We start from the raw sequence: 13,516 nt of genomic DNA on the forward strand, positions 1-13,516 counted from the left end.
ACTAGGGACGGATTGTGAAATCTCAACTCGCTTTGGGGGGCGGGGCGGGGGATTGGTAGTCATGGACCACTCTCGGCCATAACCGCCACGATGAGACGGCGTCTGCCGGGCTCGCGTGTTGTGCGTCCGTTCGTGGCAATGGTCCGAACTACGGCGCCGCAACTTTGTTTTTCTGTAAAACAATAGGCTACTGATGGTGGGCTTGACGTTAAAGTCCCAGCCATTTTCGTGACCCCCATTGTCCTGGCGGCAATCCTGAAATTTCCGAGGATCAGGATTTTGAAAATTGGCGCGCCCGGAGGGATTCGAACCCCCGACCGAGGAGGTAGAAGCTCCTTGCTCTATCCAACTGAGCTACGGACGCGCGGATGGCGGTGTCCCTAGCGTGGTTTGCGTGGGTTGGGAATGGCGATAAATGTCGCCGCTCACGGTGGAAGGGATCGGTATGGGCGTGGAACGAGTGGTGGCGGACCGCGACATGGAACGCGGCGCGTTTCGCTGGTTCGACTTCGTCATGGCGGCGTTCGTGACCATTCTGTTGCTGTCCAACGTCATCGGCGCGGGCAAGGTGGCGGTCATCAATCTGCCGCTGGTCGGGCAGTGGCCGTTTGGGGCGGGCATCCTGTTCTTTCCGCTGAGCTATGTCATCGGTGACGTACTGACCGAGGTCTATGGCTATGCCCGCGCGCGCCGGGTGATCTGGGCGGGGACGGCGGCGGTGCTGTTCATGGCGTTCATGAGCTATGTCGTCGTGGCACTGCCGCCCGCGCCGAGCTGGACCAACCAGGCCGCCTATGAGGTCATCTTCGGCCAGGTGCCGCGCATCGTGCTGGCCAGCGTTTGCGCCTTTTGGGCGGGCGAGTTCGCCAATGCCTATGTGATGGCGCGGATGAAGCTATGGACCGGCGGGCGGCACCTCTGGTCACGGACCATCGGCTCGACGCTGGTAGGGCAGGGGGTGGACAGCCTGATCTTCTATCCGCTGGCCTTCTGGGGCGCGGTGGGCTGGACGCCGCATCTGGTCGTCGTGGTGCTGTTCACGCAATGGGCGCTGAAGGTGGGCTGGGAGGTGTTGCTGACCCCGGTGACCTATCTGATCGTCGGCTGGCTGAAGCGCGCCGAGGGGGTGGATGTGTTCGACGAAGGCACGGACTTTTCGCCGTTCCGGGCGCGGGTTTGAGTTGGGTTTTGGTTCACGCGAAGCCGCGATGGCGCGAAGAAGGGATTGGTTCGCGCGGAGGCGCGGAGGGCGCAGAGAGGTCGTACGCAGCGTCAGCTGCAATATTTCCTGAGCAGCCATAGTGAGGCGGGAAGGCGTTGCCAAACGCGAACCCCCTCCGCGTTCTCCGCGCCTCTGCGCGAACCAATCCCTTCTTCGCGCCGTCGCGTGATTCCAAATGAAAAAGGGGAAGCGAGTTGCCTCGCTTCCCCTTTCAAATGTCATCCCGTGGTCTTCGACTTCGCTCAGGCTAAACGGGAAGGATTACGCCCCCACCATCTCCAGCAGGCCCTCGAACAAGCGGCGGCCATGGTCGCCACCGTGGGCGGCTTCGATGCGGCGCTCGGGGTGGGGCATCATGCCCAGCACGTTGCGCTTCTCGTTCAGCACGCCCGCGATGTTGCGGGCCGAGCCGTTGACGTCCTCGGCGTAGCGGAAGGCCACGCGGCCTTCGCCTTCCAAGCGGTCGAGCGTGTCGGCATCGGCGAAGTAGTTGCCGTCATGATGCGCGACCGGGATGCGGATCGTCTCGCCCTGTTCGTACAGGCGGGTGAACGCGCTGTCGGTGTTCGCCACCTCCAGGTTCACGTCGCGGCACACGAAGTTGAGCGAGCGGTTGCGCATCAGCGCGCCCGGCAGCAGCCCGGTTTCGGCCAGCACCTGGAAGCCGTTGCACACGCCGAACACCGGCGTGCCCTTGTTCGCCGATTCCACCACCGCGCGCATGATCGGCGAACGGGCCGCGATCGCGCCGCAGCGGAGATAGTCGCCATAGGAGAAGCCGCCCGGCACGCCGATCAGCCCCAGCCCCTCAGGCAGTTCGCTGTCGCCGTGCCAGACCATGGCCGGCTTGACACCCGTCACCGCCTCCAGCGCGACGGCGAGGTCGCGGTCGCAGTTCGAGCCCGGAAAGACGATGACTGCGGTCTTCATCAGGCGCGCTCCACCCGGTAATTCTCGATGACGGTGTTGGCGAGCAGCTGGCGGCACATCTCGTCGATCTGCGCGTCGGTCGTCGCATCGGCAACTTCCAGCTCGATCAGCTTGCCCGCGCGCACGTCATTGACGCCCGCAAAGCCCAGGCTCTCCAGCGCATGGTGGATCGCCTTGCCCTGCGGGTCGAGCACGCCGGGCTTCAGGGTGACGAAAATCTTCAGCTTCATTACTTGCCCCGGCTCTTGCGGTGTTCTTCCAGATCGAGGACGGCGGTGTCGCCCCCCTCGGGCAGCAGGCCCAGACGGCGCGCGACTTCCTGATAGGCCTCGACCTCGCCGCCGAGGTCGCGGCGGAAGCGATCCTTGTCCAGCTTCTCGTTGGTGGTCATGTCCCACAGGCGGCAGCCATCGGGGCTGATCTCGTCGGCCAAAATGATGCGACCGAAGTCGTTGTCCCAGATGCGGCCGAATTCCAGCTTGAAGTCGACCAGGCGGATGCCGATCGCGGCGAACATGCCCGACAGGAAGTCGTTCACGCGGATCGCCAGGTCGGCGATGTCGTGCATCTCTTCCTGGCTGGCCCAGCCGAAGCAGGCGATATGCTCGTCGGTGACCATCGGGTCGCCCAGCGCATCGTCCTTGTAATAATATTCGATGATCGTGCGGGGCAGCTTCACGCCCTCTTCGATGCCCAGGCGCTTGGACAGCGAGCCCGCCGCGACGTTGCGCACCACGACCTCGATCGGCACGATCTCGACCTGGCGGATCAGCTGCTCGCGCATGTTCAGGCGGCGGATGAAGTGGGTCGGAACGCCGATATGGTCGAGCATGGTGAAGACATGCTCGGAGATACGATTGTTCAGCACGCCCTTGCCGTTGATCGTGCCCTTCTTCTGGGCATTGAACGCGGTGGCGTCGTCCTTGAAATACTGGATCAGCGTGCCGGGCTCGGGGCCCTCGTACAGGATCTTGGCCTTGCCTTCGTAGATTTGGCGGCGGCGAGCCATGCGGCGGTCCCCTGAAATGAGTACAGCCCCGGCGCCCCCATGCTGAGGCCCGAGGCGGGATGGCGCGGCCTATAATGGATGCCGTGCGGCGGCGCAATGGAGGAGGGGGCTTCGTCCGCGCAACATGCGACATCGCACACACCAGGATTACGTCGTCGTCATCTGCAGTCCATGATGAAGGCTAACTAGATTGAAGATTAAAAAAAGGTAAGGTTCAAAGTATAGGAAACCGATCATCCAAGTCATGGGTTCTGTCTATGCTTGCAAAGGAGGTAGTCATGAACAAGCTGATGATCGGTATTGTTGGTGGGGCTCTGATGGTGACGGCGGGAACTGCAATGGCGCGGCCGCTTCATGTAGCGCAGCAGCCGCAAATCTGGGAACAGGCCCATGTTCCGCTGGCCAATGGCATGGAGGCCATCGCGGTGGTCAAGAACGGCGCCAAGGAACGCACGGTCGCCTGCCGCGACACCGCGGACGTGCTGGCGACCTTCCGCCCCGAAGTCGTGGCGTTCCAGCCGGTCCGCGGACCGCATGGCAAGGTGAAGACCGACGAGGATGTCGCCGGGGTTGAAACCTTCACCCCGGTCGCCTTCCAGAACTGCACCGTCGCCGCAGGCGATCACTTCCAGCAGGACGTGACCCAGGCGCAGGCGGGTCAGGCCTGAGCCGACCGGTATCGCCGAGAACGAAGCGGGCGCGACTCTCCCATCGCGCCCGCTTTGTCGTGGGCGGAGCGACCGGTCGACTGGCTGCATCTGCCCGCATGAGGCCCTTGTTCCCCATTTGATCTGTGCGATTGCCCCTCGGGCGCGGGCTTGCTAGAAGCTCGGCTTCCATGGCGATCGATCTCCGCGACAATCCTCCCGTCGGCATATTGGATGCCCCCTTCGACAGTGCGCTGTCGGAGCGGTATCTGGTCTATGCGCTGTCCACGATCACCGCGCGCTCGCTGCCCGATGTGCGCGACGGACTGAAGCCCGTCCACCGGCGTCTTCTCTGGGCGATGCGGCTGCTGAAGCTCGACCCGGCCTCGGGCTATAAGAAATGCGCGCGCGTCGTCGGCGACGTCATCGGTAAATACCACCCGCATGGCGACCAGTCGGTCTATGACGCGATGGTCCGGCTCGCCCAGGATTTTGCGCTGCGTTATCCGCTGGTCGACGGGCAGGGCAATTTCGGCAATATCGACGGCGATAACGCCGCCGCCTATCGTTATACCGAGGCGCGGCTGACCCAGGTCGCCATCGACCTGATGGATGGCCTCGACGAAGACGCCGTCGCCTATCGCCCGACCTATAATGGCGAAGAACAGGAGCCGGAGCTCTTCCCCGGCCTGTTCCCGAACCTGCTGGCGAACGGCGCGAGCGGCATCGCGGTCGGCATGGCGACCAGCATCCCGCCGCACAATGCGGCCGAGCTGCTGGAGGCCGCGATCCTGCTGGTCGATCAGCCGGATGCGGACGACGATGCGATCCTGGCCCTGGTCAAAGGGCCCGACTTCCCGACCGGCGGTATCGTCGTCGATGCGCCCGCCATCCTGCGCGAAAGCTATACGACGGGGCGGGGCGGCTTTCGCGTCCGCGCCCGCTTCGAGATCGAGCGCGAAAAGGGCGGCGGCTGGCAGATCGTCATCAGCGAAATCCCCTACGGCGTCGCCAAGGGCAAGCTGATCGAACAGATCGCCACGCTCATCAACGATAAGAAGCTGCCGATCCTGGCCGATGTGCGTGACGAATCGGATGCGCAGGTTCGCATCGTCCTCGAACCGCGCGCGCGCACCGTCGATCCGCAGGTGCTGATGGACGGCCTGTTCCGCTTCTCCGACCTGGAGACGCGGGTCAGCCTGAACCTCAATGTCCTCGACAAGGACCGTACCCCGCGCGTCATGTCCTTGCGCGAGGCGCTGGCCGCTTGGGTCGAGCATCAGTTTGTCGTGCTGCGCCGCCGCTCCGAGCACCGGCTGAGCAAGATCGCCGACCGGATCGAGCTGCTCGACGGCTATCTGGTCGCCTATCTCAACCTCGACCGGGTGATCGAGATCATCCGCACCGAGGACGAGCCCAAGGCGGTCATGATCGAGGAGTTCCGCCTGACCGATCGTCAGGCCGAGGCGATCCTGAACATGCGCCTCCGCTCGCTCCGGCGGCTGGAGGAGTTCGAGATTCGCGGCGAGCGCGACAAGCTCGACAAGGAACGCGAGCAGTTGACCCTGCTACTGGGCTCCGAACAGCGCCAGCGGACGCGGATGAAGAAGGATCTGGCGAAGATTCGCGACCGTTATGGTCCCGAAACCGCGTTGGGCGCGCGTCGCACCGCGATCGAGGAAGCCGCCCCGACCCGCGACATCCCGCTGGAGGCGATGATCGAGCGCGAGCCGATCACCGTCATCCTGTCGCAGCGCGGCTGGATTCGCGCGATGAAGGGGCATGTCGACCTCGCTTCGGCCGACACCGCGAAGTTCAAGGAGGGCGACGGCCCCGCCTTTGCCTTCCATGCCCAGACGACCGACAAGCTGCTGCTGGCGGCGGCGAACGGGCGGTTCTTCACGCTGGCGGCGGACAAGCTGCCCGGCGGGCGCGGCTTTGGCGAGCCGGTGCGGGCGATGATCGACCTGGACGGATCGATCGGTATCGTCGGTTTCCTGCCCGCCTCGCGAAGCCCCAAGCTGCTGGTCGCCGCTTCGGACGGGCGTGGCTTCATCGTGCCCGCCGCCGATACCATCGCCGAGACTCGCAAAGGCAAGACGGTGCTGACGCCGCGCGCGGGCGCGACGCTGAAGGTCGTGCGGCCGGTCGGTGCCGAACACGACTATGTCGCGGCGATCGGGGACAATCGCAAGCTGCTGGTCTTCCCGCTGACCGAGTTCGTCGAGCTGTCGCGCGGGACGGGCGTCCAACTGCAGCGTTATCGCGATGGCGGCCTGTCGGACGCGACGACGTTCGCGTTCAAGGACGGGCTCAGCTGGCCGATGGGCGGCGATACCGGACGGGTGCGGACGGAGACCGATCTGTCGGCCTGGCGCACCGCACGCGGCGCGGCGGGACGGATGCCGCCCACCGGCTTCCCGCGCGACAACCGCTTCGATTGATCGGTCGGCCCCGTTGCGGAACGGGGCGGGGCATCGCGCGGCCGATCGGAACCATTTGCGATCGGACTCCCTGGGCGACTTTGGATCGGAATTTAGGCGGTTTTAACGTTCGCCCGCTAGGCCATCCAAAGATGGCTTCGATTGCGTATCCGGCGAAACGCTCCACGACACGGCACGTCGGGTCGATGACGTCGTGCGCCATCGGTATCATGGCCATTCCCGCTGCCGAGATTTCGGCGGCCGGGGGCAAGATCGACATCGTGGCCGCCAATGACGCTTTCCGACGCGCCTGCCTGCACGATGGCCTGACCCAGGCGATGCTGCTGGCCGAGTTGATCGACTGAGTCGAGACGTTCCTGGCGTCGGACCGCCAGTCGATCGAATTTCCGATGCAACTGGGCGATGTGATCGACGCCCGCTATTTCCAGGCCACGCTGACCCGCTCGGCCGAAGACCAGCCCGACGCCTGCGTCCTGATGCTGGTCGACCAGACCGCGCAGCACCACACCGAACGCAGCCTGCGTCGGGAGATGACGACCGACAGCCTGACCGGCCTGCCCAATCGGCAAGGCTTTGGCGACCTGATCGAGGCGGTGATGGCTACTGGTCAGCGCCATGCGGTGCTGGTGATCGACATCAACCGGTTCGGCCGGTTGAACGCCTGCATGGGCTCGCTGGTCGGCGACGAGTTGCTCATCACGGTCGCGCGCCGCCTGAAGGGGGCGCTGCGGTCGCGCGACTCGATCGGGCGGATCGGCGGCAACGAGTTCGGCATCCTGATGATGATCGACGGCAGCGAGGACGAGGCGCATGTCCTGGCCGACCGCATCGATCGCGCGCTTCGGGCGCCGTTCCGGTTGACCGATTATGAAGTGAATGTCGAAGGATCGGTGGGCATCGCCTTCAACGAGGGGCCCGACGACGATGCAGAAGAACTGATCCGGCACGCCCAGTTCGCGGTGAAACACGCCAAGGCGGCGGGCCGCACGCAAATCTATCACCCCCAGGCCTTCACCATCGCCCGCGCCCAGTTCGCGATGGAAACCGCGCTGCGCCGCGCCATCGAGCAGGACGAACTGCATCTGGCCTATCAGCCGATCTGCGACCTCTCCTCCGGCAAGACGGTGTCGTTCGAGGCGCTGGCGCGGTGGTGTGATGCCGATGGCCGGCATCACTCGCCCGCCGATTTCATCCCGGTCGCCGAGGAATCGGGGCTGATCATGCCGCTCGGCCGTTGGGCGGTGACCAAGGCGCTAGGGCAGCTGGCGGCGTGGGACCGCGCGGCGGGTGGCGACTGCGGCGTCCGCATGTCGGTCAATGTCTCGGCCATCCAGCTGCAGCGCGACGACATTCCGACGATGATCCGGGACGCGCTGGCCGATACGGGCATTGCGGGCGAGCGGCTGACGCTGGAGCTGACCGAAAGCGCGATCGTCGGCGACCCCGACCGGGTGACCGCGATCCTGGAGGCGTTGAAGGCGCTGGGCACCACGATCGCGATGGACGATTTCGGCACCGGCTATTCCAGCCTGGCCTATCTTCAGAAGCTGCCGATCGACGTGCTCAAGATCGACCGCAGCTTCGTGTCGGGCATGTTGGCCGACCGCGACAAGATCGCGATCGTCCGCGCGATCCTGGGCCTGGCCCAGGCGCTGGGCATGAAAACCACCGCCGAAGGGATCGAGGCGGTCGAGCTGGGCCAAACGCTGGCCGCGCTAGGCTGCAGCTATGGCCAGGGCTATTATTATTCGCGTCCGCTCGAACCCGATGCCGCCTGGGCGCTGATCGCGCGTCAGGCCTGAGTCACCGCCGCATCGGCCAGCTGGCCAACCCGCGCCGCATCGGGAAAGCCCTCCGCGATCCACTGCGTCTCGACCTGTCGGAGCAGCCGCGCCACCTCGGGGCCCTTGCTGATCCCACGCTCGACCAAGGCACCGCCGGTCAGCGGCAGGGCAGGGGGCGTCCAGTCGCGAAGCGGCTCGATCGACTCGCCCGCCAACAACAACCGGTCGACCGCGCCGACCATCCCCGTGCGATAGGCGAGCGCGCGGGGCCCCTCGTCACCCGGTCCTGCGGTGGCGGCGATCAGCCGCTTGCGATCCGTGTTGGACAGCTTCAGCCGGGCGCCCACCGGCTCGGCGGCTTGGGGCGGCAGCAGCGCGGCGAGTCGCCGGATCGCATCGGGGGCGATCCCGGCCGCCGCCTCGCGCTCGGCCAGCACGGTCAGCCGGGCAACGCCTTCGGCATCGATCTCGGGAATGACGGCGCGGAAGATGCCATGCTCGACCATCAGCGTGACGACCGGCACTGCGCGCGCCGCGACCAGCAGCTTGAGCAGTTCGGCGGCGATCCGCTCGCGCGACAAGGCCATCAGGTCGTTGGACCGCGCGGCACAGGCGGCGAGTCCGGCCTCGTCGACGGTATCGCCGAACCGCGCATGAAAGCGGAAGAAGCGCAGGATGCGCAGATGATCCTCGGCAATGCGCTGCAACGGATCGCCGATGAAGCGAACGCGCCCGGCCTTCAAGTCGTCCTGCCCGCCGAAATAGTCGAAGATCCGCCCCGTCGCCGGGTCGGCATAGAGCGCGTTCATCGTGAAGTCGCGCCGACTTGCATCCTCGCGCCAGTCGTCGGTGAAAGCGACGACGGCATGGCGGCCATCGGTCGACACGTCGCGGCGCAGCGTCGTCACCTCGACCGGCCCGTCGGGCAGGACGGCGGTGATCGTGCCGTGCGCGATGCCGGTCGGCACCGGCTTGAACCCGCAATCGCGCACGCGGTCGATGACGGTTTCGGGAGAGAGCGGCGTCGCCAGGTCGATATCGGCGACCGGAATGCCCAGCAGGCTGTCGCGTACCGCCCCCCCGACGAAGCGCGCCTCGAGCCGCTCGGCCAGCACGACCAACTCCGGGCGGTCGGCCCAAGGGGCTGTGTCCGGGCTCATGCCGTCCATTGCAGCCGCCGCGACAGGTTGACGATCATCGCGGCGGTCGCGCCCCAGATGCGCCGGTCGTTCCATAATATCTCGTAGAAATGGCGGGTACGGCCGCGCCACGGCGCGCTGACCCGGTGGTGATGGGCAGGATCGAGCAGGAAGGATAGCGGCACCTCGAACAGCGCGGCCACTTCCGCCTCGGCGGGTGTCAGGATCAGGTCGGCCGGGATGACCCCCAGCACCGGCGTCACCTCGAACCCCGTGACGGTGCGATAGCGGTCGGCCAACCCGACCACGGTCACCGCGCGCGGCGACAGGCCGATCTCCTCCTCCGCCTCGCGCAGCGCGGTCGCGACCAGATCGACATCGCCCGGATCGGCGCGACCGCCGGGAAAGGCGATCTGGCCCGCATGGTTGCGCAGGCTCTCGGTCCGCTGGGTCAGGACGACGCCCGGCTCGGCCCGGTCGGTCACCGGGACCAGTACCGCGGCGGCGGTGGGCGGCGCGCTTTCGTCCTGCAGCTCGACGCCATCGCCGGTCAGCAAATCCTGAGCCGGAATACGCGCCATCGCCTGAGCCAGCCTTTCGGCCAGCGTCATGCGGGCGCTACCGGGGTCAGGGGAAAGAACGCGCCCTGGCTCCACAGGCCGGGTTGCGCCTCGTCATCGGCGAGCGCCAACTCGGCCAGCTCATAATAGACCGGCCGCGCGATCAGCGCCTCCAGCCCGTCCCGCACATGAAGATAGGGACGGGGCCCGTCCTCGCCTTCGACGAAGCGTAAAGGATGGTCGGGCCCGGCGGCGACCAGATCGCCGGTGTTGAGCTGGAACACCAGTCGCGCGTCGCGACCCTCGCCCTCGGCCTTCAGCGTGGTGGCGACGAAGGGCGCGTCCTCGACCGCGATGTCGAGCTTCTCGACCGGCGTGACCAGAACGTGGCGGCCATCGGGCTCGCGGCGCAGGATGGTGGAGAACAGCCGGACCATCGCCGGGCGAGTGATCGGGCTGCCCTGGTGAAACCAGGTGCCGTCGCGGGCGATCCGCATCTCGCTGTCGCCGCAATGGGTCGGGTTCCACTGCGCCACGGGGGGCAGCTTCTGCGCCTCCATCGCCTGAACGATTTCGGCCAGGCTGAGCGCGGACAGGTCGGGGGGCGGTGCCATCGGCATGATGCGGTCGAGGTAGGGATGCAAAGGCCCCAGGTAAAGCCCGGCGCTCAACCCGCCGCCGGATCGGGGCCGAGCATCCCCGCCAGCGCAGGCACGTCGGGCCCGCGCGCCAGCAGGCGGTGCCGCTCGACCGGGCCGGGCAGGCGCCAGTCGGCGGTGCGCTCGGCGGTGAAGCCGAAGAAGCGGCCATAATATTCCGGGTCGCCGATCAGCATCATCGCGCGATCCAGTCCTTGCGCGGCGGCGACCTCCAGCATGTGGCCGAGCAGCTCACGGCCGATGCCGCCCTGCTGATGATCGGGTTCGACGGCGACCGGCCCCACCATCACCATGGGATGCGCGGTGCCCCGGTCGTCGGTCAGCGCGACCGGCCAGCACTGGATCGACCCGATCAGCGTATCGCCCTCCATCGCGGCGAAGCACAAGGCGGCGATCGGCTGGACGCTCCCGCGCACCTTATAGGCGGTGCGCGCCTGCCGTCCCGGTGGGAAGGCACGGTCGAGCAGCGCCTCGACCGCATCGGGGGCGACCGCGTCGAGCGGGGCGAGGGCGGTCTTCACGGTCAAGGGCCAGGGGTCCGGTGACGGGAGGGGGGACGCGCGCCCTTAGCGCGACGGGGCGGCGATGCAAGCCTTGCGTGGGCCCGGACCCTTCCCTTGCCCGCCCGCTCTGCTAGAGGCGCTGGCATGGAAGACCGTCTCCAACTCGAAGTCCACGACCTCGAAGTCCAGGTGCTGACCGGCATCTATTCCGAGGAAACCCATCTGCCGCAGCCGCTGCGCATCTCGCTGACGGTCGATCTCGACTGTCCGGCGCGCTACACGCCCGACAGTCCGCTGACCGAGTCGAAGAACTATCTCGACCTGAAACACGCTGCGACCCACTTGCCCGAGGGCGTGCATTTCACGCTGATCGAGGGGGTTGCCGACCATATCTGCGACACGCTCTTCCTGCAGGACAAGCGGGTGACGCGGGTGCAGGTGAAGATTGTGAAGCTGGCCATCGCCGAAGACGGCGAGGCGATCGGAATCACCCTGGTCCGGCACCGGCGCTAAGCGGCATGACCGCGCGGCGACTCGATCTGGCGCCCGACGCCGATATCGTCCGCATGGTCGCCGCGCATCCCGGCGTCGATCTGGTGCTGGTGATCCAGCCGGGCCGCGATTCGATCGCCCAGGCGATGGTCGAGGCGGCGGTCGCGCCGCTGGCGGTCGCTGCGGCTCCATCGGCACGGATCAACGCGGTGCTGGTCGGCGACGGGGCGGGAGAGGCGGCGGTCGCGGCGGCGGTCGCCTATCTCGCCGCCGCCCATGCCGTCACCGGTCAGTTGCTGGGCGTCGGCACCTGACGCTCGCGCCCGCAGGGGCCCAGCTTCCGCAGGACGAAGCGATAATCATCGCGCGCCGCCTGCGCATCCTCGGGCGACAGTGACGCGGTGCTGCGATCGGGCAGCGATTCCGGCAGCGCGCAGGCCAGCCGATACCAGAGCAGCGTATCGCGCGCCGGGGGCGCGGCCGATTCGTCGACGATCTCGCTCAGCGCCACGGCATAGCGACGCTCTTCGCCCGGACGGCGCAGGACCGATAGCGAGACCGGGCGATTGTTCGCGGTGGTCAGGAAAATCTGGGTCTCGCCCTCGCCGGGGAGCGTGCCCGGCACGTAAAAGGCGTTGCCGACGCCGGTGATGACCGGCGGCGCGTCCGCCGACAGGGCGTCGCGGGTGATGGTACGGCTGCGCTGTTCCGTGTCGGGCGTCCAGGGCAGCTGGGCGTCGGGCGCGACCAGCTGTAACTGGTCGGCGGCGTTCGGCACCCGCCGCGCATAGATCAGGACGCGCATCTTACGCAGCTTGGGCGCGTGCCCCCGCGCATCGGTCGCTGCATCGAACAGATAGCCGACGCGCGAGGGCAGGCCGCCCGCACCGCGGATCAGTGCGCCGACATCCGCCTCGACATAAAAACGCTGATGGCCGGGCGCGACCCCGGCCGCCTCCGCCCCCTTGATCGTCGTTGCTGACCGGACGGTCACATCGGCGATGACGGGGGCCGACAGCACCAGATCGGCCAGATCGGCATAGCCCGGTCCTGTTGGCGCTACCATCGAATCACCCGGCGGTATCGACGGCGCGGTGGCGACCTGGGCGAAAACGGGGGCGGCAAGGGCGGGAATCGCCAGCGTCAAAACGCAAGCGCGAATGGCGTGGGGCAGCGGATTCATCGTTTCGCGCTACTCCTTTGGCTATTAACGGTACAGAAATAATTTCGTCACGGGACGGTTGTACGTTTATTACGTCCGACAAACTGATTGCACCGCGCCAGCCGTCACGATAGGGTCCAAGGCTCTGCCGCATGCCGTAAGAGCATGGCAGGAGTTTCCCACGTCCCCACGCTACGGCGAGGCGAAACTGGCAGACTGAGGAGTTTCGTTGCTGAATGGCCTATACTGACCAGAAGATGTCCGGGGGCAAGGTGGTCGCGATCGTTATCGTCGTGCTCATCCATGCTGCCCTGGGCTATGCCTTCGTCACGGGGCTGGCTTACCAGTACGTGAAGAAGGCGACCGAGAAGCTCAACACGTTCGACGTGCAAGAGCCGCCGCCCCCACCCCCGCCGGAAGAGCCGCCGCCCCCGCCGCCGCCGGACCAGCCCAACCTGCCGCCGCCGCCGACCACGGTGGTGACGCCGCCGCCCGTCGTTCCGTTGCCCAGCCAGGCACCGACGATGGCCACGACGAACGTCATCCCGCTGAGCCAGCCGACCGCGCCGCCAGCCCCGCCTGCACCGCCGGCTCCGCCTGCGCCGCCGGCCCCGGTGATCTCGAAGGCCGCCGGTCTGAAGGGTAACCCGGGTCAGTTCTTCGGTCCCGACGCCTATCCGCCCTCGGCCCAGCGCGAAGGCGCGGAAGGTCGCGTGTCGGCCAAGCTGTCGATCGGCACCGATGGTCGCGTGACCGATTGCTCGATCCTGTCGAGCAGCGGCAACCGGGCCCTGGACGATGCGACGTGCCGCATTTCGAAGGCGCGCGTTCGCTTCAGCCCGGCACTCGACCAGAGCGGAAGCCCGATCTCGTCGACCTATACGCTTAACATCCGTTGGCAGCTGCCACAGGAATAACGGCTAAAAGCCGAAACAACCCAACGCTTTAGTCAGAGGACCTAACCA

General features: G+C 66.7%; 16 protein-coding genes and 1 tRNA gene. 8 read left to right on the forward strand and 9 right to left on the reverse strand.

Annotated elements, in window-relative coordinates; genetic code table 11:
• Positions 1 to 287 precede the first annotated feature (287 nt).
• Positions 288 to 364 (reverse strand) — tRNA-Arg (locus tag SSA01S_RS12695).
• An 81-nt stretch (positions 365 to 445) separates the two neighbouring features.
• On the opposite strand from SSA01S_RS12695, the gene SSA01S_RS12700 reads away from it, so the two are divergent.
• Complete coding sequence (locus tag SSA01S_RS12700; RefSeq protein WP_061780650.1) at positions 446 to 1,180, forward strand: queuosine precursor transporter; 735 nt, start codon at positions 446 to 448, stop codon at positions 1,178 to 1,180.
• Between the two features lie 303 nt (positions 1,181 to 1,483).
• Here the strand turns inward: SSA01S_RS12700 and purQ are convergent, their stop codons facing one another.
• Genes purQ through purC form a run of 3 tightly spaced genes read right to left on the reverse strand, consistent with a single transcriptional unit; the run spans position 1,484 to position 3,161 of the window.
• Positions 1,484 to 2,152: a phosphoribosylformylglycinamidine synthase subunit PurQ gene (purQ, locus tag SSA01S_RS12705; RefSeq protein ID WP_056430531.1), complete on the reverse strand. Its 669-nt coding sequence runs from the start codon at positions 2,150 to 2,152 to the stop codon at positions 1,484 to 1,486.
• Positions 2,152 to 2,382 (reverse strand): phosphoribosylformylglycinamidine synthase subunit PurS, encoded by a 231-nt coding sequence (gene purS, locus SSA01S_RS12710; RefSeq protein ID WP_042486357.1) that lies wholly within the window; start codon positions 2,380 to 2,382, stop codon positions 2,152 to 2,154. Before purS ends, purQ begins: the two co-directional genes overlap by 1 nt.
• Positions 2,382 to 3,161: a phosphoribosylaminoimidazolesuccinocarboxamide synthase gene (gene purC / locus SSA01S_RS12715; RefSeq protein WP_007405170.1), complete on the reverse strand. Its 780-nt coding sequence runs from the start codon at positions 3,159 to 3,161 to the stop codon at positions 2,382 to 2,384. Before purC ends, purS begins: the two co-directional genes overlap by 1 nt.
• A 278-nt stretch (positions 3,162 to 3,439) precedes the next feature.
• Between purC and SSA01S_RS12720 the strand changes: the two genes are divergently transcribed.
• From SSA01S_RS12720 to SSA01S_RS12730, 4 genes are all read left to right on the forward strand, one after another.
• The gene (locus tag SSA01S_RS12720; RefSeq protein WP_061780623.1) at positions 3,440 to 3,829 is read left to right on the forward strand and encodes a hypothetical protein; all 390 of its coding nucleotides are present in this window, start codon (positions 3,440 to 3,442) and stop codon (positions 3,827 to 3,829) included.
• Between the two features lie 170 nt (positions 3,830 to 3,999).
• On the forward strand, positions 4,000 to 6,252 hold the full coding sequence (gene parC / locus SSA01S_RS12725) for a DNA topoisomerase IV subunit A (protein ID WP_061780624.1): 2,253 nt from the start codon (positions 4,000 to 4,002) through the stop codon (positions 6,250 to 6,252).
• A 209-nt stretch (positions 6,253 to 6,461) separates the two neighbouring features.
• Positions 6,462 to 6,596 (forward strand): hypothetical protein, encoded by a 135-nt coding sequence (locus SSA01S_RS20185; RefSeq protein WP_272867559.1) that lies wholly within the window; start codon positions 6,462 to 6,464, stop codon positions 6,594 to 6,596.
• A gap of 45 nt (positions 6,597 to 6,641) precedes the next feature.
• Positions 6,642 to 8,054 (forward strand): putative bifunctional diguanylate cyclase/phosphodiesterase, encoded by a 1,413-nt coding sequence (locus tag SSA01S_RS12730; protein WP_156477777.1) that lies wholly within the window; start codon positions 6,642 to 6,644, stop codon positions 8,052 to 8,054.
• On the opposite strand, the gene SSA01S_RS12735 is transcribed toward SSA01S_RS12730, so the two are convergent.
• Genes SSA01S_RS12735 through SSA01S_RS12750 form a run of 4 tightly spaced genes read right to left on the reverse strand, consistent with a single transcriptional unit; the run spans position 8,045 to position 10,921 of the window.
• Positions 8,045 to 9,205 carry a CCA tRNA nucleotidyltransferase gene (locus tag SSA01S_RS12735; protein WP_061780625.1) on the reverse strand — a complete coding sequence of 387 codons (1,161 nt, stop codon included), beginning with the start codon at positions 9,203 to 9,205 and terminating at the stop codon, positions 8,045 to 8,047. The two genes, SSA01S_RS12730 and SSA01S_RS12735, sit on opposite strands and share 10 nt — an antisense overlap.
• Complete coding sequence (locus SSA01S_RS12740; protein WP_061780626.1) at positions 9,193 to 9,786, reverse strand: CoA pyrophosphatase; 594 nt, start codon at positions 9,784 to 9,786, stop codon at positions 9,193 to 9,195. The genes SSA01S_RS12735 and SSA01S_RS12740 overlap by 13 nt, the downstream gene beginning before the upstream one ends.
• Complete coding sequence (locus tag SSA01S_RS12745; RefSeq protein ID WP_061780651.1) at positions 9,783 to 10,355, reverse strand: DUF1285 domain-containing protein; 573 nt, start codon at positions 10,353 to 10,355, stop codon at positions 9,783 to 9,785. Before SSA01S_RS12745 ends, SSA01S_RS12740 begins: the two co-directional genes overlap by 4 nt.
• 47 nt (positions 10,356 to 10,402) lie before the next feature.
• Positions 10,403 to 10,921, reverse strand: a complete 519-nt coding sequence (locus tag SSA01S_RS12750; protein WP_240954713.1) for a GNAT family N-acetyltransferase — start codon at positions 10,919 to 10,921, stop codon at positions 10,403 to 10,405.
• 120 nt (positions 10,922 to 11,041) lie between these two features.
• Between SSA01S_RS12750 and SSA01S_RS12755 the strand changes: the two genes are divergently transcribed.
• Complete coding sequence (locus SSA01S_RS12755; RefSeq protein ID WP_058717425.1) at positions 11,042 to 11,410, forward strand: dihydroneopterin aldolase; 369 nt, start codon at positions 11,042 to 11,044, stop codon at positions 11,408 to 11,410.
• Positions 11,411 to 11,415: 5 nt separating this feature from the next.
• Positions 11,416 to 11,703, forward strand: a complete 288-nt coding sequence (locus SSA01S_RS12760) for a Rossmann fold domain-containing protein (RefSeq protein WP_061780628.1) — start codon at positions 11,416 to 11,418, stop codon at positions 11,701 to 11,703.
• Here SSA01S_RS12760 and SSA01S_RS12765 read toward each other — a convergent pair.
• Entirely contained in the window at positions 11,679 to 12,572 is an 894-nt protein-coding gene (locus tag SSA01S_RS12765) for a hypothetical protein (RefSeq protein WP_174521627.1), read from the reverse strand. The genes SSA01S_RS12760 and SSA01S_RS12765 overlap by 25 nt on opposite strands.
• A 215-nt stretch (positions 12,573 to 12,787) precedes the next feature.
• On the opposite strand from SSA01S_RS12765, the gene SSA01S_RS12770 reads away from it, so the two are divergent.
• The gene (locus SSA01S_RS12770) at positions 12,788 to 13,468 is read left to right on the forward strand and encodes an energy transducer TonB (RefSeq protein ID WP_061780629.1); all 681 of its coding nucleotides are present in this window, start codon (positions 12,788 to 12,790) and stop codon (positions 13,466 to 13,468) included.
• Positions 13,469 to 13,516: the final 48 nt, after the last annotated feature.

The organism is Sphingomonas sanguinis NBRC 13937 (genome assembly GCF_001591005.1).
GTDB classification, from domain to species: domain Bacteria; phylum Pseudomonadota; class Alphaproteobacteria; order Sphingomonadales; family Sphingomonadaceae; genus Sphingomonas; species Sphingomonas sanguinis.

Coding starts and splice junctions, on each gene's coding strand:
- SSA01S_RS12700 (WP_061780650.1), top strand. CDS start 446: ATGGGCGTGGAACGAGTGGTGGCGGACCGCGACATGGAACGCGGCGCG.
- purQ (WP_056430531.1), bottom strand. CDS start 2,152: ATGAAGACCGCAGTCATCGTCTTTCCGGGCTCGAACTGCGACCGCGAC.
- purS (WP_042486357.1), bottom strand. CDS start 2,382: ATGAAGCTGAAGATTTTCGTCACCCTGAAGCCCGGCGTGCTCGACCCG.
- purC (WP_007405170.1), bottom strand. CDS start 3,161: ATGGCTCGCCGCCGCCAAATCTACGAAGGCAAGGCCAAGATCCTGTAC.
- SSA01S_RS12720 (WP_061780623.1), top strand. CDS start 3,440: ATGAACAAGCTGATGATCGGTATTGTTGGTGGGGCTCTGATGGTGACG.
- parC (WP_061780624.1), top strand. CDS start 4,000: ATGGCGATCGATCTCCGCGACAATCCTCCCGTCGGCATATTGGATGCC.
- SSA01S_RS20185 (WP_272867559.1), top strand. CDS start 6,462: ATGGCCATTCCCGCTGCCGAGATTTCGGCGGCCGGGGGCAAGATCGAC.
- SSA01S_RS12730 (WP_156477777.1), top strand. CDS start 6,642: ATGCAACTGGGCGATGTGATCGACGCCCGCTATTTCCAGGCCACGCTG.
- SSA01S_RS12735 (WP_061780625.1), bottom strand. CDS start 9,205: ATGGACGGCATGAGCCCGGACACAGCCCCTTGGGCCGACCGCCCGGAG.
- SSA01S_RS12740 (WP_061780626.1), bottom strand. CDS start 9,786: ATGACGCTGGCCGAAAGGCTGGCTCAGGCGATGGCGCGTATTCCGGCT.
- SSA01S_RS12745 (WP_061780651.1), bottom strand. CDS start 10,355: ATGCCGATGGCACCGCCCCCCGACCTGTCCGCGCTCAGCCTGGCCGAA.
- SSA01S_RS12755 (WP_058717425.1), top strand. CDS start 11,042: ATGGAAGACCGTCTCCAACTCGAAGTCCACGACCTCGAAGTCCAGGTG.
- SSA01S_RS12760 (WP_061780628.1), top strand. CDS start 11,416: ATGACCGCGCGGCGACTCGATCTGGCGCCCGACGCCGATATCGTCCGC.
- SSA01S_RS12765 (WP_174521627.1), bottom strand. CDS start 12,572: ATGAATCCGCTGCCCCACGCCATTCGCGCTTGCGTTTTGACGCTGGCG.
- SSA01S_RS12770 (WP_061780629.1), top strand. CDS start 12,788: ATGGCCTATACTGACCAGAAGATGTCCGGGGGCAAGGTGGTCGCGATC.